The organism is Fundidesulfovibrio soli, from assembly GCF_022808695.1.
GTDB classification, from domain to species: domain Bacteria; phylum Desulfobacterota; class Desulfovibrionia; order Desulfovibrionales; family Desulfovibrionaceae; genus Fundidesulfovibrio; species Fundidesulfovibrio soli.
In genome coordinates this window covers 83910-106374 of sequence record NZ_JAKZKW010000004.1, presented here as the reverse complement: position 1 = coordinate 106374, position 22465 = coordinate 83910, and the positions used below count along the sequence as shown (strand labels likewise).

Annotated in this window: 23 protein-coding genes; 9 read left to right on the top strand and 14 right to left on the bottom strand. The window is 67.0% G+C overall.

The window, feature by feature from the left end:
* Position 1 precedes the first annotated feature (1 nt).
* Positions 2 to 220 carry a hypothetical protein gene (locus MLE18_RS06715; protein WP_243368549.1) on the top strand — a complete coding sequence of 73 codons (219 nt, stop codon included), beginning with the start codon at positions 2 to 4 and terminating at the stop codon, positions 218 to 220.
* Positions 221 to 283: 63 nt separating this feature from the next.
* Here MLE18_RS06715 and MLE18_RS06710 read toward each other — a convergent pair whose 3' ends face one another.
* The 3 genes from MLE18_RS06710 to MLE18_RS06700 form a co-directional block, all read right to left on the bottom strand.
* Positions 284 to 763: an RT0821/Lpp0805 family surface protein gene (locus MLE18_RS06710; RefSeq protein ID WP_243368547.1), complete on the bottom strand. Its 480-nt coding sequence runs from the start codon at positions 761 to 763 to the stop codon at positions 284 to 286.
* Positions 764 to 854: 91 nt separating this feature from the next.
* A complete protein-coding gene (locus MLE18_RS06705) occupies positions 855 to 1736 on the bottom strand; it encodes a DUF2156 domain-containing protein (protein WP_243368545.1) in 882 nt (293 codons plus the stop codon).
* Positions 1729 to 3099: an MATE family efflux transporter gene (locus tag MLE18_RS06700; RefSeq protein ID WP_336605567.1), complete on the bottom strand. Its 1371-nt coding sequence runs from the start codon at positions 3097 to 3099 to the stop codon at positions 1729 to 1731. The genes MLE18_RS06705 and MLE18_RS06700 overlap by 8 nt, the downstream gene beginning before the upstream one ends.
* Positions 3100 to 3257: 158 nt before the next feature.
* Between MLE18_RS06700 and MLE18_RS06695 the strand changes: the two genes are divergently transcribed.
* The 3 genes from MLE18_RS06695 to MLE18_RS06685 are packed head-to-tail and all read left to right on the top strand — an operon-like array spanning position 3258 to position 6496.
* Positions 3258 to 3644, top strand: coding sequence for a winged helix-turn-helix domain-containing protein (locus tag MLE18_RS06695; protein ID WP_243368543.1), 387 nt, complete (start codon positions 3258 to 3260; stop codon positions 3642 to 3644).
* Positions 3631 to 5256 (top strand): FmdE family protein, encoded by a 1626-nt coding sequence (locus MLE18_RS06690; protein ID WP_243368541.1) that lies wholly within the window; start codon positions 3631 to 3633, stop codon positions 5254 to 5256. The genes MLE18_RS06695 and MLE18_RS06690 overlap by 14 nt, the downstream gene beginning before the upstream one ends.
* 16 nt (positions 5257 to 5272) lie before the next feature.
* On the top strand, positions 5273 to 6496 hold the full coding sequence (locus MLE18_RS06685; RefSeq protein ID WP_243368539.1) for an ABC transporter permease: 1224 nt from the start codon (positions 5273 to 5275) through the stop codon (positions 6494 to 6496).
* A gap of 375 nt (positions 6497 to 6871) precedes the next feature.
* Here the strand turns inward: MLE18_RS06685 and MLE18_RS06680 are convergent, their stop codons facing one another.
* The 6 genes from MLE18_RS06680 to MLE18_RS06655 form a co-directional block, all read right to left on the bottom strand.
* Entirely contained in the window at positions 6872 to 9502 is a 2631-nt protein-coding gene (locus MLE18_RS06680; RefSeq protein WP_243368537.1) for an ATP-binding protein, read from the bottom strand.
* A 429-nt stretch (positions 9503 to 9931) separates the two neighbouring features.
* Positions 9932 to 10618, bottom strand: coding sequence for a hypothetical protein (locus MLE18_RS06675; protein WP_243368535.1), 687 nt, complete (start codon positions 10616 to 10618; stop codon positions 9932 to 9934).
* Positions 10619 to 10654: 36 nt separating this feature from the next.
* The gene (locus tag MLE18_RS06670) at positions 10655 to 11881 is read right to left on the bottom strand and encodes a cyclic di-GMP phosphodiesterase (protein ID WP_243368533.1); all 1227 of its coding nucleotides are present in this window, start codon (positions 11879 to 11881) and stop codon (positions 10655 to 10657) included.
* Positions 11882 to 12065: 184 nt separating this feature from the next.
* Positions 12066 to 12440 (bottom strand): RlpA-like double-psi beta-barrel domain-containing protein, encoded by a 375-nt coding sequence (locus MLE18_RS06665; protein WP_243368531.1) that lies wholly within the window; start codon positions 12438 to 12440, stop codon positions 12066 to 12068.
* Positions 12441 to 12669: 229 nt separating this feature from the next.
* Positions 12670 to 13698, bottom strand: a complete 1029-nt coding sequence (gene amrS / locus MLE18_RS06660) for an AmmeMemoRadiSam system radical SAM enzyme (RefSeq protein WP_243368529.1) — start codon at positions 13696 to 13698, stop codon at positions 12670 to 12672.
* The gene (locus tag MLE18_RS06655; RefSeq protein ID WP_243368527.1) at positions 13695 to 14054 is read right to left on the bottom strand and encodes a hypothetical protein; all 360 of its coding nucleotides are present in this window, start codon (positions 14052 to 14054) and stop codon (positions 13695 to 13697) included. Before MLE18_RS06655 ends, amrS begins: the two co-directional genes overlap by 4 nt.
* Before the next feature lie 72 nt (positions 14055 to 14126).
* Here MLE18_RS06655 and purM point away from each other — a divergent pair, with 72 nt between their 5' ends.
* Positions 14127 to 15197, top strand: a complete 1071-nt coding sequence (gene purM / locus MLE18_RS06650) for a phosphoribosylformylglycinamidine cyclo-ligase (RefSeq protein WP_243368525.1) — start codon at positions 14127 to 14129, stop codon at positions 15195 to 15197.
* 113 nt (positions 15198 to 15310) lie between these two features.
* Positions 15311 to 15586: a GIY-YIG nuclease family protein gene (locus MLE18_RS06645; protein WP_243368523.1), complete on the top strand. Its 276-nt coding sequence runs from the start codon at positions 15311 to 15313 to the stop codon at positions 15584 to 15586.
* 15 nt (positions 15587 to 15601) lie between these two features.
* Here MLE18_RS06645 and MLE18_RS06640 read toward each other — a convergent pair whose 3' ends face one another.
* The 3 genes from MLE18_RS06640 to rplM form a co-directional block, all read right to left on the bottom strand.
* A complete protein-coding gene (locus MLE18_RS06640; RefSeq protein ID WP_243368521.1) occupies positions 15602 to 16903 on the bottom strand; it encodes a radical SAM family protein in 1302 nt (433 codons plus the stop codon).
* Positions 16904 to 17032: 129 nt separating this feature from the next.
* Positions 17033 to 17425: a 30S ribosomal protein S9 gene (gene rpsI / locus MLE18_RS06635; RefSeq protein ID WP_243368519.1), complete on the bottom strand. Its 393-nt coding sequence runs from the start codon at positions 17423 to 17425 to the stop codon at positions 17033 to 17035.
* A gap of 15 nt (positions 17426 to 17440) precedes the next feature.
* Complete coding sequence (gene rplM, locus MLE18_RS06630) at positions 17441 to 17866, bottom strand: 50S ribosomal protein L13 (protein WP_243368517.1); 426 nt, start codon at positions 17864 to 17866, stop codon at positions 17441 to 17443.
* A gap of 132 nt (positions 17867 to 17998) precedes the next feature.
* Between rplM and MLE18_RS06625 the strand changes: the two genes are divergently transcribed.
* Positions 17999 to 19255, top strand: a complete 1257-nt coding sequence (locus MLE18_RS06625; RefSeq protein ID WP_243368515.1) for an HD domain-containing protein — start codon at positions 17999 to 18001, stop codon at positions 19253 to 19255.
* 13 nt (positions 19256 to 19268) lie between these two features.
* Here MLE18_RS06625 and MLE18_RS06620 read toward each other — a convergent pair whose 3' ends face one another.
* Positions 19269 to 19637 carry a cupredoxin domain-containing protein gene (locus tag MLE18_RS06620; protein ID WP_243368513.1) on the bottom strand — a complete coding sequence of 123 codons (369 nt, stop codon included), beginning with the start codon at positions 19635 to 19637 and terminating at the stop codon, positions 19269 to 19271.
* A 2-nt stretch (positions 19638 to 19639) separates the two neighbouring features.
* Positions 19640 to 20527 carry a metallophosphoesterase family protein gene (locus MLE18_RS06615; RefSeq protein ID WP_243368510.1) on the bottom strand — a complete coding sequence of 296 codons (888 nt, stop codon included), beginning with the start codon at positions 20525 to 20527 and terminating at the stop codon, positions 19640 to 19642.
* Positions 20528 to 20989: 462 nt separating this feature from the next.
* Here MLE18_RS06615 and MLE18_RS06610 point away from each other — a divergent pair, with 462 nt between their 5' ends.
* Both MLE18_RS06610 and MLE18_RS06605 read left to right on the top strand, forming a co-directional pair.
* A complete protein-coding gene (locus MLE18_RS06610) occupies positions 20990 to 21367 on the top strand; it encodes a hypothetical protein (RefSeq protein ID WP_243368508.1) in 378 nt (125 codons plus the stop codon).
* Positions 21368 to 21459: 92 nt separating this feature from the next.
* A complete protein-coding gene (locus MLE18_RS06605) occupies positions 21460 to 22455 on the top strand; it encodes an acetylserotonin O-methyltransferase (protein ID WP_243368506.1) in 996 nt (331 codons plus the stop codon).
* Positions 22456 to 22465 lie beyond the last annotated feature (10 nt).

The following is a 22465-nucleotide window of genomic DNA, read 5'->3' as shown; positions in this document are numbered from 1 at the left end:
GATGGATGGTAAACTGGATATGATCTTCAAGGCCGCCGCCCTGGTGCTGCTGGCCATGCTGCTGCTCGTGTACGCGGAGGGCCGCGACGTGGGGCGCTACGCCTATTTCCGGGACGGCGAGCTGGAGTTCGTGCTGGATACGAAGACGGGGGAGGTCTACCAGGGCGGCTACGCCATGAACCACCTGACAGGCAAGGAAGGGCCGGCGGCCAAGCCCTGAGCGGACGGAATTTTCAGAAAGATGGCGCGCCGGACGGGCGTCCGGCGCGCCGGGAAGGTTGTCCTACTGGCTGTTCATGATGCGCCAGGTGCCGTCGGGCTGGCGGCAGGCCGTGCCCCGGCCGGTTTCCTTCCTGCCGTCGATGTAGATGGACTGGGTGAACTCGCGGCAGGGGGTTCCGCTGGGCTCGTAATAGGTGCGCTCGGGCGTGATGGACGCCTGGCGGTTGGTGTTGGGGTTCTGCCACTGGGTCTGGCGGCGGTCGGGGCTGTTCTCCAGGGCGTAGGCCGCCTGCTTGCGGTCGTAGTCGTCCCAGAGGCTGCCCAGATATCCGCCCACGGCCGCGCCGATGATGACGCCCGCGATGGTGCCCATCACCCGCCCGGCAGGGTCGTTGCCGCCGATGGCTCCGCCTGCCACGCCGCCGGCAGCGCCGCCCGCGACCATGCCCACGTCGCGCTTGGTGATCTGGCCGTCAGGAGCGCAGGCGACCAGCAGTTGCAGGGCGAAGGCGAACAGAACCAGCCTGGTAACGTGCTTCATTACAATCCTCCTATGAGAAACTCGCAGCTTGTAACGCCACTGCGGGCGGTTGGCTACTGAAACCGCGTTCATGTTGCCGCCGCGGGCACCCTTAGGCCGGGTCCACGGTCACGGTGAATTTCTTCAAAAACATCGTTGGGTTGTAACTCATCTTGGCCTTGCGCAGGCCTTCGTCGCCCAGGTCCTGCTCGCGGTTCACGTAGGCGTATTCGCGGTCCAGGTGCTCCAGGAACATCTGGTTCACGGCCTGGTACACGCCCTTGAACGCGGTGTGGCCCTTCTCGAAATGGATCACGAGCATGGAGTCGTCCAGGGCCTCGGCCACGGTGTAGGCGATCATGCGGCCCTCCACCCGGATGGCCCCGCCCAACAGGTTGGGCAGGCGGTCCCAGTCCTTGACGACGCGGGCGATGGCCATGTTCTCGGCCCTCAGGGTGGCGTCGCACTCGGCCTCGCGCCACTGGCACCACTCCAGCTGCATCTGGAGCACCTCCTCGATGCAGTCGGCGGAGAGGGGGCGGTAGTCGTAGTCGTAGGACTTCATGAACTGCGCAAGCAGGTTCTTCTTCTTGTGGAAGCGGTTGCCGGAGAGGGCCACCAGCTCGGGCACGGAGTACACGTAGTCCCAGTGCTCGCGGGCCTCCTGCGCGTGGACGCGCCCGGGCATGGCGTCGGCCCAGATCTCGGCCAGGGCCTCGGGCACGCGGGTGAAGGCGCCGCCCTGGGCCAGGGTGGGGCAGCGGCTCCAGTCCACGTCGCGCCAGGGGGCGATGGGCGCCCAGTAGACGGTCTCGGGGCGGGTCTGGCGGAGCCACACGTGGGAGTCGCCGAATGACCACTCCAGGCCGTACTCCTCGCACCAGCCCCAGAGGTTGGCGAAGGAGTAGTCGGAGGTGCGCTGGGGGCAGCCCGCAAGGCGGGCGAGGTAGTCCTCCCGCCTGTCGAGGGAGAGGGAGACGTAAGGCCTATTCACGGAAACTCCTGGATTTTGTCATGGCGAACCTGGCCCAGTTCTTCACCTGGTAGACGGCGATGAGGGCCGAGGCCTGGAACATCTGCGATACGAGCATGGAGAGCCACACGCCGTCGGCGGTGCCCCAGGCCCTCCAGCCCAGCCACCAGGCCACGGGGAGGCGCACGCACCAGATGGATACGGCGAACACCACGAGGTTGTACACCGTGGCCCCGGCCCCGGTCAAAGCTCCGGCCAGGATCATGCTGGTGCAGCTGAAGGGCGCGGCCACCAGGTTGTAGCGCAGGTAGGAGACGGTTTCAGCCGCGACCACGGGGTCCGGGGCCATGGCCGCGGAGAGGAAGGGCAGGAAGGGCCACAGGCAAAGGGCCAGCAGGCTCATCAGCCCCGTGCCCAGCAGCCAGATGCGAAAGCCCATGCGCTTGGCCTCGGCCGGGTCGCCCGCGCCAAGGGAGTGCCCCACCATGATGGAGGCCGTGAGGTTGAAAGCGAAGGCGGGCAGGAACACCCCGGACTCGATGCGCGCCCCGGCCGCGAAGCCCGCCAGGGCCTCCACCCCGCCGGAGGGCAGCCCGCCGATGACGGCCAGCAGCACCATGTACCCCGAATGCCAGACCACCTGCATCAGCCCCGAGGGAATGGCCACCTTGGCCATGTAGTACCAGGCCCGGCGCACCCAGCGCAGCGGCGGGATCATGGAGGCCCGCAGCAGCCCCGCGCGGCGCATGAGCCAGAGGTTGAGCGCCAGCCCGCCGGTGACAGAGGCGAAGGTGCTCCAGGCCACGCCGATGTAGCCCATGTCCGGCAGGCCGAAGCGCCCCAGGCCCAGGCCCAGGTCCAGCCAGGCGTTCACGAGGCAGACCAGGCCCATGGAGTACAGCGGGGCCATGACCAGCTTGTGGGCGCGCAGCACCGCGCTGGTGATGATGAACAGGTAGTTGATGGGCAAAAGCCAGAGGAACACGGTGAGGATTTCCCTGGTCGGGCCGAGCATGGGCGCGGGGACGTTCAGCAGCGCCAGGAATCCGTCGCGCCAGGCCAGGCCCCCGGCCTGGGCCAGTAAGCCCAGCGCCGCCCCGGAGACCAGGCACAGCCCGCCGTAACGCGCGGCGCGCCCGAACTTGCCCGCCCCCAGCGACTGGGAGAGCGCCGCCACCGAGCCGTTGGACACCGCGATGGCCACCGTGAGGAAGATGAACAGGGCCTGGGCCACCAGGCCCATGGCCGCCTGGGCCTCCCGGCCGATCCGGCCGCACACGGCCACGTCCGCCACCCCGATGAGGAAGTTGAAGACCATCATCAGGATCTGCGGCCAGGTGAGCCGCCAGATGGAGAGGTAGGGGCGGGAAGTGTCGATGTTCACGGGATTCAAGGCCTACGTAAGCGCGGGCGCGTGGTCAATGGGGGATCGCGCCCCGGCGCGAGGTGATGAACGCACGGGCTTCGGGGGGCGATGGTCTTGTGCCGCCATTTCTGTTATGTTAGCCCTAGCATACATGCTTTGTAAGGAAAAGGTGATCCATGGACGCACCCTACGCCGTGCTGCGCCTGCACACCTGGCTTGAGGTCCCCGAGGGGATGCTCTTGGGCCTTGGCAGGGCGGAGCTGCTGATGCGCATCGAGGAGACGGGCTCGCTCAACAAGGCGGCCCAGGTGATGGGCATGTCCTACCGGGCGGCCTGGGGCAGGCTCAAGGCCAGCGAGGCCATCGTGGGCGAACCCCTGGTGGAGAAGACCCCGGGCAACAAGGGCTTCGTGCTCACCGCCCTGGGCAAGCGCCTGACCGTCGATTTCAAGGCCTGGCACGACGACGTGGAGCGCTACGCCCTGGCCCGCGCCCGGGAGACCTTCCCCTGGCCGGTGGAACCCTTCCAGCCCAAGGAGAAGAAGCGCGATGCCGCGGGATAGGCGGGTCTGCGGCCTCAGCCGCGCTGAATACGTGGAGCGCATCACCTGGTTTCACAACTATGCCGCCCCCGGCCTGCTGGTGGGCGGGTTCATGGTGGACGCCGCGCGGCGCAGGCTGCCCGAGGGCACGCTCTTCGAGGCCGCCTGCGAGACCACATCCTGCCTACCGGACGCGGTGCAGCTCTTCACTCCCTGCACCGTGGGCAACGGCTGGCTGCGCGTGCTGGACCTGGGCCGCTACGCCCTGACGCTGTACGACAAGTACACCGGCGAGGGCTTCCGCGCCCACGTGGACCCGGCGCTTCTGGGACCCTATCCCGAGATCGCGGGCTGGTTCCTCAAGCGCATACCCAAGGCCGAGCAGGACACCAAGGCCCTGGAGGACGAGATCTTCGAGGCCGGCGAGTCCATCCTCACGGTGCGGCCGGCGCGGGTCTCCGCCGCGTACCTGGGCAAGAACCACAAGGGCGTCATAGCCGTCTGCCCGGCCTGCGGGGAGGCCTATCCGGCCAAGCACGGCGGGCTGTGCAAGGGCTGCCTGGGCGGCTCGCCCGTGCTGCGTGCCGAGGCCGCGCCCAGGCCCCGCGCCGTGCCAGTGGACGAGGCCGTGGGCAGGCGCGCCCTGCACGACATGACCGAGGTCCAGCCCGGCGTCTCCAAGGAGGCCAGCTTCCTGCGGGGCCAGACCATCACCTCCGGCGACCTCTGCCGCCTGCAGCGCATGGGCCGCATGGAAGTTTTCGTGGAGGACGAAGGCACCCCCGGCACAGGGTTCGTCCACGAGGACGCCGCCGCCACGGCCCTGTCCGAGGCGCTGTGCCAGGGCGGCGCGCTGGAGCCCGCAGGCCCGCCGCGCGAGGGCAAGATCACCCTGCTGGCCGCCCGCGACGGCCTGTTCACCGTGAACGTGGAGCGCCTGCAGGCCCTGAACGCCCTGGCGGACGTGGCCCTCTCCGTGCGCCACCACGGCAGCCTGGTCAAGGCCGGGGAGGCCGTGGGCGGTGTGCGGGCCATCCCCCTGCACCTGGACCGCGCCGTGCTGGACAAGGCCCTGGCCCTGTGCTCCGGGTCGCTGCTGCTGGACGTGGCCCCCCTGCGCCGCGTGCGCGCCGGGGCGCTCATCACCGGCACCGAGGTGTTCACGGGCCTCATCGAGGACAAGTTCGCCCCCGTGCTCGCCGCCAAGCTTCAGGCCCTGGGCTCGGAGCTCGCCGAGGTGCGTTTCGCCCCGGACGACGCCGAGGCCATCGCCGCGGGCGCGCGCGAGCTGCTCCAAAATGGCTGCGACCTGATCCTGACCACGGCGGGCATGAGCGTGGACCCCGGCGACTTGACCCGCAAGGGCCTTCAGGACGCGGGCGTGAGCGGCGAGCTGTTCGGCATGCCCGTGCTTCCCGGCAACATGCTGCTGCTGGCCAGGGCCGGAACCGTGCCGGTGATCGGGGTGCCCGCATGCGCGCTGTTCCATCAGGTCACCAGCCTGGACATCCTGCTGCCGCGCGTGCTGGCCGGGCAGGAGATCACCCGGACGGACCTGGCGGCGCTGGGCCACGGCGGCTTCTGCATGAATTGCGCGCGCTGCGTCTTCCCGCATTGCCCGTTCGGCAAGTAGACGCTATGGGAGCGACATGCTCCTGAGTTTAAAAATCGCCCTGCAGGCCCTGGCCACGCACAAGCTGCGTACGGCCTTGGCCATGCTGGGCGTTTTTCTTGGCGCGCTGGCCCTCACGGGGGTGCGGCACGTCTCCAAGGCCATGCTGCGCCAGGCCGAGATCGAGGTGGAGAAGCTCGGCCCCAACCTCTTCGCCGTGATGGCCGGGCAGGTGCGCTTCACGCGGGGCGGGGCGGCCCGCACGCCCGGCGGGGCCAACACCTTCGCCCTTGAGGACGCCCAGGCCCTGATCCGCTCGCTGCCGGGGGTGGTCAAGGCCGTGCCCCTGGTGCTGCGCACGGTGCCCATCCGCAAGGGCAACACCACGGTGCAGGCCCAGCTGGTGGCCGCCTGGCCGGACTACCCGGCCGTGCGCTCCTTCCAGCCGGAGCTTGGGCGCTTCTACACCTGGCAGGAGGAGAACGAGCGCGCCAAGGTGGTGGTGCTGGGGCTCAAGATCGCCCAGCGCCTCTTCGGCGACCCGCAAAAGGCCGTGGGCGAGGTCGTCTACATCTTCAAGGCCGGACTGGTCGTGGTGGGCGTCATGGAGGAGAAGGGCGCGGACATCTCCGGCACCGACCAGGACGAGCAGATCTTCGTCCCGCTCTCCACCTACATGCGGCGTATGGCCAACCAGACCTGGGTCACGGGGGTGTTCATGCAGATGGCCGACGGCACGGACTTCGCGCGCACCAAGACGGCCGCCACGGAGATCATGCGCCTGCGCCACAATATCACCGGCGGCAAGAAGGAGGACTTCTCCGTGCTCACCGCCGAGGACACCATGCAGCTCAAGCAGCAGGCCCTGGACCTGGTGGAGGTGCTGGGCATCATCAGCTCCACGCTCTCCTTCGCGGTGGGGGGGCTGGGCATCCTCTCCATCATGATCCTGCTGGTGCGGGCCAGGCGGCTGGAGATCGGCGTGCGCCGGGCCATGGGCGCGCGCAGGGTCGACATCATGCGCCAGTTCCTGCTGGAATCCGGCATGATGAGCGCCGCCGGGGGCGCGGCCGGCGTGGCCGCAGCCTTGGGCCTGCTGACGCTGGTCTATTCGCTGGGCGGCTTCCCCTACGTCTACGACGGCTGGCTCATCGCCCAGGCCCTTGCCGGGTCGGCGCTGTTGGGCATCGCCGCGGGGGCCTACCCGGCCTGGCAGGCCGCCAACGTGGAGGTGCTCCAGGTGCTGCGGGGGAAGGAGTAAGAGAGATTTCGGCAAGGCGGGGCGCTGCCCCGAACTCCGCCTGAGAGCGGGATTGTTCGCAGGATACCGGACTCCGGCCGCGCCCGCCAGAGAGCGGGATTGTTTGCAGGATACTGGGCTCCGCCCGAACTCCGCCAGAGAGCGGGATTGTTTACAGGATACGGGGCTCCGCCCCGAACCCCGCCAGGGGGATGATCCCCCTGGACCCCGCAATTAAAAACCGGGAAGGCTTCGCCTTCCCGGTTTTTTGTTATCGGCCCCGGATGATAGTGTCGCGCTTGAGTGCGAAGCGATTGGGGGTGCAGGGGAGTCACTCCCCTGCCGGAGGGGTTCGGGGAGGCAGCGCCTCCCCGAGGAAATTTCACCCCCTGCACCTCAATCGCAGCCGATGACGCGCCTGAGCATCTGCGCGAACTCGTCCATATCCAGCGGCTTGGAGATGTAGTCGTCCATGCCCGCGGCCAGGAATCGCTCCCTGTCGCCCTGCAGCGCGAAGGCGGTCAGGGCGATGATTGGCACGTTCGGGTTGCCCGCCTTGCCGGAGCGGATCAGCTGCGTGGCCTCCTCGCCGCTCATCTCGGGCATGAGCGCGTCCATGAGCACCAGGTCGTAGTTGGCGGCCCGCAGCCGCTCGATGGCCTGCGTGCCGTCCTCCACCACGTCCACGGTGTGCCCCCAGTCCTCCAGGAGGCGGCAGGCGAACAGGCTGCTGACGGGGTTGTCCTCCGCCAGGAGTATATGCAGGGCGGGCGTGGGCTCCACGGGCTGGCAGGAGTCCGCCGGGGGCGCCTCCTCCTCGTACACGCGCTCAAGCTCCACCGTGAAGGAGAAGGTGCTGCCCTTGCCGGGCTCGCTGGTGACCCAGATGGCCCCGTTCATCATCTCCACCAGCCTCTTGGCGATGGCCAGGCCGAGCCCGGTGCCGCCGTACTTGATGTGCGCGGAGGAGTGAAGCTGCTCGAAGCTGTCGAATATGGCCTCCAGCCTGTCGGGGGGGATGCCGATGCCCTCGTCCGCCACCACGAACTGCAGGCGCTTCCTGAGCGAGTCGGAGGTGTTGACGAGGCCGAGGCTCACGCTCACGCAGCCCTTGGGGGTGAACTTGAGGGCGTTGCCCACGATGTTGGTCAGCACCTGGCGCAGCCGCCCGCTGTCGCCCAGGACCTTGGCCGGGATGTCCGGCCCGTGGGAGAAGCTGAAGCGGAGCCCCTTCTCCCTGGCGGCGATCTCCACGGGCTTGAGGGTGGATTCTATGGTCTCCAGCAGGTCGAAGGGCTGGGCGTTCAGCACGACCTTGCCGGCCTCGATCTTGGAGAGGTCCAGGATGTCGTTGATGATGTCCAGCAGGGAGTTGCCCGACTGCTGCACCAGTTGGAGGTATTCGCGCACGTCGGGGGATAGGTCGCGCTTGAGGGCCAGCAGCGTCATGCCCAGGATGCCGTTCATGGGCGTGCGGATCTCGTGGCTCATGTTTGCCAGGAAGTCGCTCTTGGCCCTGCTGGCGGCCTCGGCGGCCTCCTTGGCGCGGCGCAGGTCCGACTCCATGGTCTTGAGTTCGGTGACGTCGCGCGCGATCTCCAGCACGGAGGAGACCTCCCCGCTCATGGAGAACTCGGGGGTGAACCTGGCCTGGTAGAGCCGCAATCCGTCCTGAGTTTCGTAGGCCCATTCCGTCACGTGCTCCGCGCCCGAGCCGAACACCCGGTCGATGGCGTCCTCCAGGCATTGGCGCTGCTGCATGTTCATGCGGCAGCCCACCCTCTTGCCCATGAGGTCCTCGGCGGCCAGGCCCTTGAGGCGGCTTATGGCCGGGTTCACGTAGAGATAGCGGTGCTCCCTGTCGTAGCGGGCGATGATGTCCGGGGCGTTCTCGGCCAGGGCGCGGAACTCCTGCTCGCGCTGGTGGATTTCCGCCGCCCTTTTCTGCAAGGCCTCGATAGCCTCGCGCAGCTTGTCCTCCATGAGCTTGCGCTCGGTGATGTCCAGGTGCGTGCCGATCATTCGCTGGGGCGACCCGGGGCCATCCTGCAACAACACCGCACGCGTGTAGATGGTCCGGTATGAGCCGTCGCGGTGCCGGAGCCGGAATTCCAGCTCGTAATCGGGATATGGCCGCCTCAGGTAGCCATTGACGTGGTCCAGCACGGACTGGCGCTCGTCGGGGTGCAGACGGCTCTCGAATTCCTCAAAGCGGTTGGGGACCTCGTCGTCGGCGTAACCCAACTGCTTCTTCCACAGCGGGGAGAGGTAGGTGTCCCCGGTGCTGATGTTCCAGTCGAAATAGCCGAGGTTGGCCGTCTCGGTGGCCAGGCGCAGGCGCTCCTCGTTGAGGCGCAGACGTTTCTCGGCCAACTCGCGTTCGCGCTCCGCCGAAATCAGGGCCTGGAGCATGTCGGTCGTCACGAGGCCGCCGCGCTGGGCCTCCTGCCTCGCGGCCAGGATGGCGAACAGGAAGTAGGCCGCGCCAAGGAACTGGGCGCAGCGGGACGTCCAGTTCAGGGCGCTCCCCAGGGATGTCTGGAAGAATATTCCGAATATGCCGATCACGAACAGCAGAATGCCCAGGCCGAACCAGTAGGGAAAGGCGAACCCGGTCCTCACATGGCTGAGCATGGACATCGAGCCCGTGAAGGCCAGGAGGATGATCGTGCACAGGAGGATGACCCCGCGCAGATGGGTAGGCCCCTCCCCCTGGATGAAGAAAGGCGGGAACGCTCCCTGCTGGGCGGCGTGCTCGATGAGCAGAGTAAGGAGGACCAGCCCCGGGTAGGCGCAGGCCAGGCTGGCTATCCGCCATCGCCGCGTTTCCACAGTGAGGACGTTCTTCTTGATCGTGAGGATGACGCTCAAGGCGCAGGCCAGCGATGTCAGGAATATGGTGATGTTGTGGATCGTTACGCTGATGTTCGGATCGTCATAGAAGGAGTGCAGGAAATCCCATGAGATGAGCGTGCAGCCGACGCCGTAGACAAGGAACCCTCCGCCGAAGATCAGGAAGACGGGCATACCCGTGCGGAGATAAGTGCGTGATGCGACAACGGCGGTCGCAATCGGTATCAGGCTCTGAAATATGAATGTGAGGGTGCTGCTCAAAAGGGGGAATGAATAAACCCGTGGGGGTCTTGCGATGGAAAGGACCATCGTGGCGCATGCCATGAGAATGACGGGCCATAAGGCGAAATGCTTTATATGCCGGTTACCTGCAGGGGGATGGTGCATGCATGGGTTCCTGGGCGCAATGTGGTGGCTGGTCAGTCGGGATGACTGTAACATTTCCCGGAGCATTTGGGAATGATTGCCGGGCAATTCGGCCGCGGAGCCCCCTGGAGGCCGGCGATGGTACCGGACGCCCGGGAGGCCCGCCTGCCGCGCGCGGGGGGGCGGTCGAATGCAGCGGGCCAAAGCTCAGGCCTGACCGCCTGCCGCGCGGGGGGATCAGCTTTTCTTCACCGGGTCGATGCGCCAGCGCTCGAAGTCTTTGTCGTGCACGAGGCCCGTGTGGTGGGAGCCGAAAACGGCCATGAGGGAGCGCACCAGCCCGTGCATCCCGAAGAGGGTCGGCTTGCGGGGGTCCGTGCGGACGAAGCTCTCGACGATCTGGCCCAGCTTGCCGGGGGCATCCACCTCAAGCCCCCGCCAGTGGCGGAAGGAGGCCAGGGCCAGGCCGGTATCCAGCACGAACTCCAGGCTGGGCAGGGCGCCGCCCTGGCGCAGGATGGAGGCCGATTGCTTGAAGCGTGCGTCGATGTCCTCCCCCTGGGCTTTGGGGGCGATCTCCATGAGCACGGCCTGGACGTACCAATCCAGGGCGGCGTCGAAGAGCGGGCGGTAGGCGTTTCGCAGGTTTGGGTCCGTGCCGGGGGCGAAGCTGGGGTGCGAGAACTGGGGGTGGACCTGCTCGGCCAGCAGGGCGTGGGCCATCTCGTGCAGGTAGCGCCCGAAGCCCGGCGTCTGGCCGGAGGACTCGCGCGGCCAGCACACCACGTGCTTTCGCCGCACCGGGTCCGAGATGACCTCGAAGAGCTCCCGCATGAACTCCTCTTCGATGGGCCAGGTGAAGCGGGAGGTCAGCTCCGCGATGATTTTGTTGCGTTCTTCGGCGGACGCGTCGTTCTTGGCCATGCCGTGTGCTCCTTGGGGATTTGGCTCCGCGCCGGGCTAGAGCAGATGGCGGGCGCTGATGCCGTGGGGCCTCGGGTCGACGATGCCCACGATGTTCACGGGCGTTGCGGGGGCGGGGCCGTCCTTGCCGGAGAGGTCCATGCTCACGGGGTGGATGGGGGTCATGTCCTGGTCGAAGACCACGGTGATCTTGGGGCGCAGGGGCGTATCCGGGTTGGACTGGCAGACCACGGCGTGCTCGCCGGTGCTCAGGCGCACCAGGCTGCCCGCGGGGTAGATGCCCAGGCACTTGATGAAGCGGTCCAGCAGGGCCTGGCCGAAATCCTTCTCGCGCGTGGAGTACATGACGGAGAGCGCCCTGTCCGGCAGGAGCCGCTCCCGGTAGGGGCGGGCCTGGGTCAGGGCGTCGAACACGTCGGTGATGGCCAGCAGCCTGCCGTGGAAGCACTGCTCCGCCCCTTTGAGCCCCTGGGGGTAGCCGGAGCCGTCGTGACGCTCGTGGTGCTCCGCGATGCCGCGCAGCACATGCTCGGGCAGGGTCATGCAGCCGGAGATGACGGAGCAGCTCTCCATGGGGTGGCGCTTGAGCCTGGCGTACTCCTCGTCGGTGAGCTTGGCCGGCTTGTCCAGCAGGTCGCTCGGGGTCAGGGCCTTGCCCACGTCGTGCAGCAGTCCGGCCACGGTCAGGTCGGTCACCTGGTTGCGCGAGAGGCCCAGGGAGTCGCCGAAGGCGGCGGCCGCCACGGCCACGCCCACCCCGTGGCGCACGGAGTAGCTGCCCGCGTCGTGGTGCTTGGTCAGGCAGATGAGGGCGTCGCGGTTGCGGGTGACGGATGCCGCGATATCACGGGCGGATTCGAGGCACGGCCCGGGGTCGATGGGTGCGCCCGCGGCCACGGCCTCCATGGCCCGGCCCAGGGCGGCCAGCGCCTTGCCCTGCACGGCCATGGCCACCTGCAACTCCTCCGCAAGGACAGTGTTCTTGTTGCAGCGGAAGCTTCCGGCGCCTTCGCGCAGTGCCTCGTTGACAGCCTTCTCGATGGCTGTCCTGTCGTAGATGCGGGCCGACGCCTCGTTGTGCAGGTTCTTGTCGGTCTCTATGAAAGCCTCGGCAAAGCCTCCGGCGCGCACCTCCCGAATATGTTCTTCGGACGTGATCGGGCCTTCCTCAGCGTAAAGATAGGGATGGTCGAGCCAGGAGAGCCCTGTATCGACGACATACATGCCGACCTGGAGGTCGAAGATGCGCACCTTTTTAAGCATCGCGGCACAGTCTTGATATTACGAATGTAGCGTACACTAGGCATGAGCGCAGTCATACGTCAAGGGTCGCGCAGGGTTGGCCATCCCGCGAGGACGGACCCGCAACCCGGAGAGCGTCGCAATGATGCGTTGGGGGGCTCGAGGTGTCGGCCATCCCGCACGGGGCGGCGCGGGGCGGAGGGAACTATTCCCAGGAGATGGTCAGCTCGCGCTTGCCCCACCGCAGGGCGCCGGCGTGGTTGCTGCCGAAGTAGATGTCGATGGTCTTGGTGTGCCTGGGATTCATCAGGTCCATGACCACGAACTCGCCCAGGCCCTTCAGACGGATCTTCTGGTCGAGGCGCAGGCCGTGGCTTTCAAGCAGGTCGGGCGAGACGGCGATGGCGTTGACGTCGTCGGTGAGCAGCGTGCCGTTGGCGGCCCGGGGCTTGGCCCGGGAGGAACCGGCCACGCTCTTGGCCGAATAGGCCATGGCAGTGACGTCGAGGGTGTTGGTTTTCTGGGGAAGGGCGAAAAGCCTGTTGGGGGAGCAAGACAGGGTGGCAGGGTCTTGCTCCACCAGGCAGGCTGTCTTCTTGGCACATCCCGGAAGGAGGAGGAGGCCAAGAATCAGGGCTTTTGCGGCCCACGCAAACGACAAGGAGGATGGCTTCAAACAGGTGGCGGAGGAGGAAACACCGCAACCTTCATCATTTGTCATGGTCAAGCGTCTAACAGGCCCCAGGAAATGGAGCAAGGCGCGCAACGGTTTATGAACATCTTTTCATCCACGGGCGCTCAGGGCGCGCTCAGGCCAGGCCGAATCTGCCCGGCACGGTGGCCCCGCACGCATTGCAGCGGCCGTTCTCCAGCGCGACCATCGCCACGGAGAAGCCACGGCGCTCCAGCAGCGTCTTGCCGCAGGAGTGGCAGACCGTGTTGTTGTGGGAGCCCGCGGGCATGTTGCCGATGTAGACGTACTCCAGCCCAGCCTGCCTGCCCACGTCCCAGGCGTTCTCCATGGTGGAGGGCGGAGTGGGCGGGGTGCTCGGCATCATGAAATCCGGGTGGAACCGGGAGATGTGCCAGGGGGTATGCGGGCCCAGCTCTTCGGCGATGAAGCGGGCCAGGTTTCCGAGCTCCTCGGGGGTGTCGTTGAGCCCCGGGATGATCAGGGTGGTGACTTCGAGCCACCAGCCCAGCTTGCGCATCCGCACGAGGTTCTTCTTCACGGGCTCCAGCTTGCCTCCGCAGACGGTGTCGTAGAAGGCCGGGGTGAAAGCCTTGAGGTCGATGTTGGCGGCGTCCACCAGGGGCCCCAGTTCGTCCAGGCAGGCCGGGCTCATGAACCCGTTGGAGACCAGGATGTTCGCCAAGCCGAGCTTCTTGGCCTCCACGGCGGTGTCGCGCGCGAACTCGAAAAATATGGTGGGCTCGGAATACGTGTACGAGACGGACTTGCACCCCGAATCGAGCGCGGTCTCCGCAAGGGCCATGGGCTCGGCCGGCTGGCCCTTGATGGCCGAGCCGTGGCGCGGCGGCTGCGAGAGCGTGTGGTTCTGGCAGAAGCTGCAGCGCAGGTTGCAGCCCGGGGTGCCGAAGGAGAGCGTGGTTGTGCCGGGGAGGAAGTGGTAGAGGGGCTTTTTTTCCACCGGGTCGATGTTCAGAGCGGCCACCAGGCCGTAGACCAGCGTCAACAGTTCCCCGTCCTTGTTCGTGCGCACCCCGCAGAGGCCCCGCTCGCCTGGAGCGATGATGCAGAAGTGGCAGCACAGGTTGCAGTGCACGCGGCCGTCGTCCATGGGCTTCCAGAGCGAGGCGGGGTGTGTGGCGTTCATTGTGGCCGTCCTCTTGGCGCCGGGTTGGGGTTGGGGCGGGGCTGCTGCTGCCCCGGCGGCAGGTAGCCGTAGGGCTGCGTGTTCACCTGGGGATAGACATAGATCGGCCCCACCTGGGGGGCCTGGTCCTGGGCGGGGGCATTGCGCGGGATGCTCATCACGCTGTCGCCCTGTTCGTCCTGGCCGATGCGCAGCTGGTCCGAGGTGGAGAAAGTCGAGGGCGGGCGGTCCCCGGCGTCGTCCCCCTGCGCGAAGGCGGGCGGGAGGCCGTGGAGGGCCGGCAGGACGGCGAGCGCCAGCCAGAGGGTGATGGTTCGGGCCGCGAGCCCGGGGGATGGGGTTGTCATCGGCAACATGCAACGCCTCCTTGAATTTCAGGGGCGGAAGGCTTAGGGTAGGCCAATCACGAGCAAAGGAGCTTTCCAGACATGAGCGACCGCGCCGAGGCCTACCGCCGCGCCGGGGTTGATATCGTCGCCGCCTCGAATCTGGTGGACCGCATCAAACCCCTGGCCCAAGCTACGTTCAACAAGGGTGTCATCACCGATATAGGCGGTTTCGGCGGCCTTTTCAAACTCGATCTTCAGAACATGGAGGAGCCGGTCCTCGTTTCCTCCACCGACGGCGTGGGCACCAAGCTGCTGCTCTCCTTCGAGTTCGAGGGCCACTCCACCGTGGGTATCGACCTTGTGGCCATGAGCGTCAACGACATCCTGGTGCAAGGCGCCAAGCCCCTTTTCTTCCTCGACTATTTCGCCACCGGCAAGCTCGACGTGGCTGTTGCCGAGCGCGTGATCAAGGGCGTTGCCCACGGCTGCTCCGAGGCGGGATGCGCCCTGCTGGGCGGCGAGACCGCCGAGATGCCCGATTTCTACCCCCCCGGCCACTACGACCTGGCGGGTTTCTGCGTGGGCATAGTGGACAACGCCAAGATCGTGGACGGCTCCTCCATCGGCATCGGGGATTCGGTCATCGGCATCACCTCCTCCGGGCCGCACTCCAACGGCTACTCGCTGATCCGCAAGGTGCTGGCCGAGAGCGGCCTCACGGGCGCGGACCTGCTGCCCGGCGCTTCACAGACCGTGGCCGAGGCCCTGCTGGCCCCCACGCGCATCTATGTGAAGTCCGTGCTGAACATCCTGCGGGATTTCCCGGTCAAGGGCATGTGCCACATCACGGGCGGCGGCTTCTACGAGAACATCCCCCGCATCCTGCCGCGCGGCGTGGCCGCACACCTGAACATGGCCGGCTGGCACGTGGCCCCCGTGTTCAAGTGGCTCAAGGAGGCCGGCGGCCTGAGCTGGGGCGAGATGCTCCAGACCTTCAACTGCGGCGTCGGCTACGTCATGGTCGTGGACAAGGCCCTGGAGGAAGACGTGCTCAACCGGCTCAAGGCCCTGCACGAGCAGGCCTGGAAGATCGGCGAGATCGTCAAGCTGGCTGGGCCTGACTCCGAGCGCGTGGTGGTCGAGGTGCCTGCGGAAGGCGGCGCGTGCTGAACGCCTGACCTCGCATGAATTGAAAAGCCCCCGGTTCCCTGAGAGCCGGGGGCTTTTTGATATGATGGAGCGGCCCCGCGCCGCTTGTGCAATTCAGTGGGAGAGTGAACCCGATGGACTGGGCCGTCTATCTGCTGCGCTGCTCGGACGGGACGCTCTACTGCGGCGTCACCCGCGACGTGGAGCGCAGGCTGGCCGAGCACAACGGGCTGCGCGCGGGCGGGGCGAAGTACACCATGTCCCGCAGGCCCGTGGAGCTGGTTGCCGCCGTTCCCGCGTCGGACAGGGCCGAGGCCCTGCGCCTGGAGCTGCGCGTCAAGCGCATGCGGCGGGCCGACAAGCTCGCCTTCTTCACACGGGGCGTCCCGGCGGCGGAGACGTCCGGGTGATGCCCGCCCTGACCCTTATCCGGCGGCGGGCTCCGACCCCGGCATTTTCCCATCCACAAGGTACGGGTTGAAATACCCGAACTTGAGCCACGGGCAGCGCTTGCGCAGCCGCTTCATGAAGTGCGCCAGCCCCATGCTCGCCCCGTAGCCCACCCCGCTGTCCGTAACCACGCCCTTGTATACGTCCGGGTCCAGGTTCAGGTTGCGCAGCTGCACGAAGTCGGCGCGGCTGCCCTCGATGAGCGCGCCCAGGGCCTCCAGTTCATCCTCGGTGTCGCTGACCCCGGGGTGGTACAGAAAGTTCAGGCTCACCCACAACCCGGCCTGCTTGGCGCGGGCCACGGTCTCGGCCACCTGCTCGAAGGCGTAGCCCTGGGGCCGGGTGTAGGCCTCGTAGAGGGGCTTGCGCGCGCTGACCATGCTCACGCGCATGGAATCGAACCCGGCGGCCTTGAGCTCCTCCACCACCTCGGGGCGGCTGCCGTTGGTGTTCACGTTCACCGTGCCCTTGCCGCCCCCGGCCCGGTACAGGCGCGTGGCTTCCGCCAGCAGGGGAGCCTCGGTCAGGGGCTCACCCTCGCAACCCTGGCCGAAGCTCAGGATGGGGCGCGGCTCGCGCTCGGAGTGCACGGCCATCACCTCGGCCACCTCCTGCGGGGTGGGGCGGAAGGTGATGCGGTTCTGGGTGGAGGGGAAGCCGCTGCTCTCGTCCTGCAGGCTCAGGCAGCCCACGCAGCGGGCGTTGCAGGCCTGGGAGGTGGGCAGCGGGGCCTCGAAGCGGCCCAGGGCCAGGTTGCGCGCCGCGGGGCAGCAGTAGTTCAGGGCGCAGTTGGAGAGGTGGCCCAGCAGGCGGTTCTTGGGGAAGCGGGACATGAGCATCCGCGCGCCTTTGGTGATCCTGTCCTTCTTCACGGAGCTGAACACCTGGCGCTGGTCCTGGTCCACGCGCTTGGCGCAGACGTAGAAGCGCCCGGCCGCGAAGCCCACGGCGGCGTAGGCGAAGAGCGGCAGCACCGGCGCGCCTGGGCGCGCCTTGTAGGCCGTGACGCCCGAGACCGTGTGCCCCGGGGAGACGAAGGCGGCCACGGCCAGCTCCTCCATCTCCTCCACCTCGCCGGATTCGGGGTCGAAGCCCAGGGCTGAGCGCCCGGGCAGCAGGAACAGCTCGCTCTCGGGGGGCAGGGGGGTCAGCTCGTCGGGGCGGGGCAGGCCAAGCTGGTCGCCGCGCCGCACGAGCATGTCCAGCTCGGGGTGGTCATAAATGTTGCCGGCCTTGTCCGCGAAGACGAGCTTGGGGGTGGGTTTGTCGGATGCCATGGGCCCTCCTGTCCGGAAGGTTGTAGCGTGATGCGGGGAGGAAGAGAAGCGCGGGCGCTGTGGAAACAGCAGCACAAAAAGGGCTGCTCCAGGAGGAGCAGCCCTTGGTGATCCGATGGACCCCAGCGATTAACGCTTGGAGTACTGGAACCTGGCGCGGGCGCCGCGCTGGCCGTACTTCTTACGCTCCTTGGAGCGGGCGTCGCGGGTGAGCAGGCCGGCCTTTTTCAGCACGGGGCGCAACTCGGCGTCGACCTGCAGCAGGGCGCGGGAGATGCCGTGGCGCAGAGCCTCGGCCTGGCCGGACATGCCGCCGCCGTCCAGGGTGGCGTTCACGTCGAACTTGCCCAGGGTCTTGGTCAGGGCGAAGGGCTGACGGATGATGCCCTGCAGCACGCTGCGGGGGAAGTACTCATCGATGGCGCGGCCGTTGACTGTGATCTGGCCGTTGCCGGGGACGAGGCGGGTGCGGGCGACGGCGGTTTTCCGGCGGCCGGTTCCGTAGAAGAAGTCGGTGCTCATGTTCTGCTCCGTGAATTAGGCCAGGGGCTTGGGCTGCTGGGCGGTGTGGGGATGCTCGCTGCCGGCGTAGACCTTCAGCTTCTTGAGCATGGCGCGGCCCAGACGGTTCTTGGGAAGCATGCCCTTGACGGCCTTGATCAGCACCTGGTCGGGCTTGGTGGCCATCATGTCCTTCAGGACAGTCTCTTTCAGGCCCCCGATCCAGCCGCTGTGGCGGTAGTACATCTTCTGGTCGAGCTTGCGGCCGGTCACCTGCACCTTTTCACAGTTGACCACGACAACGAAGTCACCCGCGTCCATGTGGGGGGCGAATTCGGGTTTGTGCTTGCCGCGCAGACGGCCCGCGATCATGCTGGCCAAACGGCCAAGCACCTGTTCGGAGGCGTCCACGATCACCCAATCACGGGTGATTTCTTTGCTGCTCGGGCTATATGTCTTCATGACGAAATGTCCTCCATGCGACTGGGAAGACGAGTCCTTTACGGAGTTGCGTCGTCCGTGTCAACACCCAATACGGCTTTTATTCGATTTTCCCGCCTTGAGCTTTCCGCGGGGGAAGGATACCTACATCCTATGTCAAACGTGCGCAAGTCCCTCCTGCAGCTTATCTTCACCGGCTCCTCCATGCAGCGCTGGAACGACAAGCTCCGGCCGACCGAGCTCATGGAGGTGGACAAGCAGGCCCACAAGATGATGGTGGCCTGGGTGCTCTTTCTGCTCAACACGCGCGGCATGCCCGCCGAGGAGCGCGTGGAGCTTGGCGCGCGCATAGTGGAGGGCGGCATCTTCGACTACCTCTACCGCCTGATCATCACCGACATCAAGCCGCCCATTTTCTACCGCATCAAGGCCAACCCCGCCCACTACCGCCAGCTTACCGACTGGGTCTTCTCCGAACTGGAGCCCCGCGTGCGCAGTTTGGGCGAGCCCTTCTGGGACCGGCTCCAGGCGTATCTGCGCTCCACCGAGGAGGACTCGCTGGACAGGCGCATCCTCAGCGCCGCCCACCTTTACGCCAGCGGCTGGGAGTACAACCTCATCAAGTCCATGAACCGGCAGGACACCGAACTCATGGACATCGAGGAATCCTTCCGCAACGGCCTGAAGAAGAACGCCGACCTGGCGGGCGTCTCCGACCTGCTGGAGGGGCTCTTCGGCCAGGGCCGCACCCCGGTGGGGCACTTCGCGCAGGTCTGCGGGCAGCTGCGCTTCCAGAAGCGCTGGTCCCAGACGCCGCGCATCCCCGAGACCTCGGTGCTCGGGCACATGTTCATCGTGGCCTGCTACGCCTACTTCTTCTCGCTCTCCATCGGGGCCTGCCCGGCCAGGGCCCAGAACAACTTCTTCGGCGGCCTCTTCCACGACCTGCCCGAGCTGCTCACGCGCGACATCATCTCCCCGGTGAAGCAGTCCGTTGAGACCATCGGCGACCTCATCAAGGAATACGAGGAGCTGGAGCTGGAGCGCGTGATCCTGGAGCCGCTGCGCCGGGGCGGCTTCCCCGACCTAGTGGACAGGCTCTCCTTCTTCCTGGGGCTCTCGGTGGGTTCGGAGTTCCAGGCCTGCGCCACCCTGGACGGCGAAGTGCAGCGGGTGAGCGCGAACGAACTGCAGGCCTTCTACAACGCCGACCAGTACGACCCCAAGGACGGCGATCTGCTCAAGGTCTGCGACTCCCTGGCCGCCTTCCTGGAAGCCTACACCGCCCTGCGCAACGGCATCGCCTCGGACCAGCTGCAGCAGGGCCTGTGGCGCATCCGCAGCAAGTACTCCTCCTGGGTGCTGTTCGGGCAGGTGCACGTGGGCGCGCTGCTGGCCGACTTCGACTAGCTCCCTGGGCTCCTCACTCTTTGACCACGATCACCCCGGACATCTCGTCGTGCCCCTCGCCGCAGAACACGTCGCAGACGAAGGGGAAGCTCCCGGCCTTGTCCGGCGTCAGGGGCACGCGCGTCACCTTGCCCGGCTCCACATCCACACGGATGCCCAGGGCGGGGCACTTGAACCCGTGGAGCCTGTCCGCGCTGGTCAGCTCCAGCACCACTGGCCTGCCCTTGGTCAACACGATCTCGGCGGGGGCGAAGTCGAACCTCTTGGCGGTGATCCGCACCACCTCCTCCGTCCCCTGGGCCCAGGCGGGGCTGGCGGGCAGCGCGGCCCAGAACGCCAGCAGCAGCGCCGCCGCACAACGCAGCAGGGATGGCCGCCGCACGGCTACATGCCCGCCATGGGCTTTTCGGTGAACGTCGGGACGGGCTTGGTCACGCCGGCCTGCACGGTCCTCGCGCCCATGCCCTTGTAGGGCGCGGAGGCGTCCCAGGGCACGGGGGCCTTCTTGGGCACCGAGCCGGGGGCGGGCAGCAGGTAGGCCGTGCTCATGCCCGCGTGCTGGCCGATGTGCCCGGTCTGCTGGTGGTGCTCCTGGTGGATGTGCCCGTACAGCACGGTCACGTGGGGGTGGGATTCCAACAGGGCAAGCACCTTGGCTGAGTCCTTGGTGGCCCAGTCCCATTCGGGGAGGAGGTCGAAGAGCGGCCTGTGGGTCAGCACCACCAGCGGGTCGGTCTTGGGGATGCGGGCGAGCTCCGCCGCGATCCAGGCCAGTTGCGCCTCGCCCACGCTGCCAGCCGGGTCCGAGACGTTGTCGACGGCCAGGAAGTGCACGCCCTTGTGCTGGAACATGTAGTGGGTCTTGCCCAGGATCTCCTTGTAGGCCTCGCCCCAATCCAGCGCGGCGTCGTGCTCGCCCGGCAGGAAGTACACCGACTTGACTTTGAGGCCGCCGGCGATGCGCTTGAACTCGGTCAAGCGGCGCCTGCGCTCCAGCGGGTCGTCCGTGGTGTGGGTCAGGTCCCCGGTGAAGACCACGAAGTCCGGCGGGGGGGTCATGGCGTTCACCCAGTCCACGCCCTTCCGCAGGCTCACCGAGGCGTCGGGGTTGACGGAGGGGTTGGCGTAGCCCACGTGGGTGTCCGCGAACTGCACGAAGCTGAAGCCCTGATCCGCGCCTGCGGCAGCGAGGACGCCGCTCCCGGGGTAGGTGAGCAGCAGCGCGCCGCCCACTCCGGCGGTTTTGATGAAGCCGCGTCTGTTCATGGTCATCTCCGCTCCTCCGTGCTGTCGGGTGTTGTTTTCGGGCCGCCCTGATCCCCCCAGGCAATGTCCCCGGGGGAGGGGCAGAACGCAGCAAGCCGGGCCGCGCACCGCAAGATTGCTGCTCCGCCGGTTCCTAATGGAGCTTTGGTCTATTCTGTAGTGAACTCGAATCGAATAATCAACTCAGTCTGTCGGGAATTTGGAGGCTGCGGGCGGGCCGGGTCGTGATGCCCGTTCTCTAGGCCATGAGGGCGGGGCGCCTGCGGCCCCGGCTGATTCGCCGTGCGGTTTTGAGCGATTCCCCCATAATGCGGCATGTTGGGTGCGGAACGGGTTGGCACGCAACGGGAACGCTACGGCACGCTGTGCTGTTGACAATTCGACTTGGGCGAAGATAAAGTTTTATGATGAATAATAGGTCCTGATGCGTCGGCGTGCCCGGTAACCCCAACAAGCCGGAGGTGCGAAGTGAAAAAATTGGTATCATGCCTGGCGGTCATCTTCCTGATGTCCTTGGCAACGGTCGTTTTCGCGGCGGCGCCGGAAAGCCAGAAGCCTGCGCTGAAGGTCGGCGATACGGTTTACGTGTGCGGATGCGGCTCGTCGTGTCCTTGCAAATCGATGTCCATGAAACCGGCGAAATGCACGTGCAACAAGGAGATGGTGCCGTCGAAGGTGCTCAGGATCGAAGGAGACAATGCCATTTTCAAGGTCAAGGGCGAGGAGGAGACGTTCCCCATGACCGGAAAGTATGTCTGTGGCTGCGGGGCGGGTTGCGACTGCAACTACGTCAGCCAGAGTCCCGGAAAGTGCGCCTGCGGCAAGGAACTGGTTCCCGCGAAATAGACGAGGTTTCGATCCGGCGGGGGGCCTGGCCCCCCGCCGTCATGTCAGGACCCGCCGACGAAGTTCCCCCCAGGGTGAAATGGAGGCAACACATGGCCTTTTCCGACACCAGCCCGGGCGACCTGCTGCAGGCCTCGGGGTGCTACTGGCAGACCTGCGCCCTGCACGCCGGGGCCATGCTCGACGTGTTCAGCCCACTGGCGGAAGGCCCTCTGGCCGCCGCCCCCCTCGCCGCCCGCCTGGGTTGCGACGCCCGGGCCCTGGGCATGCTCCTGGACGCGCTGTGCGCCATGGGGCTGCTGGACAAGGACGCAGAGGCCTACTCTCTGCAAGGCGCGGCGGCGCGGTACCTGGTGAAGTCCTCTCCGGACTACATCGGCTTCATCATCCGCCACCACCACCGTCTGATGGCCTCCTGGGCCAGGCTGCCCGAGGCGGTCCGCACGGGCATGCCCATCCGCCGCTCAGACTCCGCAAAGGAGGAAGGGCGCGAGGACTTCCTGATGGGCATGTACAACCTGGCCTCGGCAATCGCCCCGGGCCTGGCCAAAAGCCTGGACCTGGGCGGCGCGGCCACGCTGCTGGACCTTGGCGGCGGCCCCGGCACCTACGCGGCGCACTTCTGCCTGGCCAACCCGGGGCTCAGGGCCACCGTGTACGACCTGCCCACCTCGGAGGCCTTCGCGCGGGAGGTGGCCGCCCGCCACGGCGTTGGGGACCGGGTGGGTTTCGTCGCGGGGGATTATCTGGAAGATGAGATTCCCGGCGGATTCGACGTGGCCTGGCTCTCGCAGATCCTGCACGCCCAGACCCCGGAGGAGTGCGGGACGATCATCGCCAAGGCGGCGCGGGCGCTCAGGCCCGGCGGGCTGCTGTTCATCCACGAGTTCCTGCTGGACGACGCCATGGACGGCCCCCTGTTTCCGGCGCTGTTCTCGCTGAACATGCTGCTGGGCACGCAGGGCGGGCAGTCCTACAGCGAGGGGCAGCTGCGGGCCATGCTGGCGGCGGCGGGCTTCACGGACGTGACCCGGCTCGACTTCAGGGGGCCCAACGACTCGGGCGTCCTGCGGGCCGTGGCCGGGTAGGGCGCCTGAC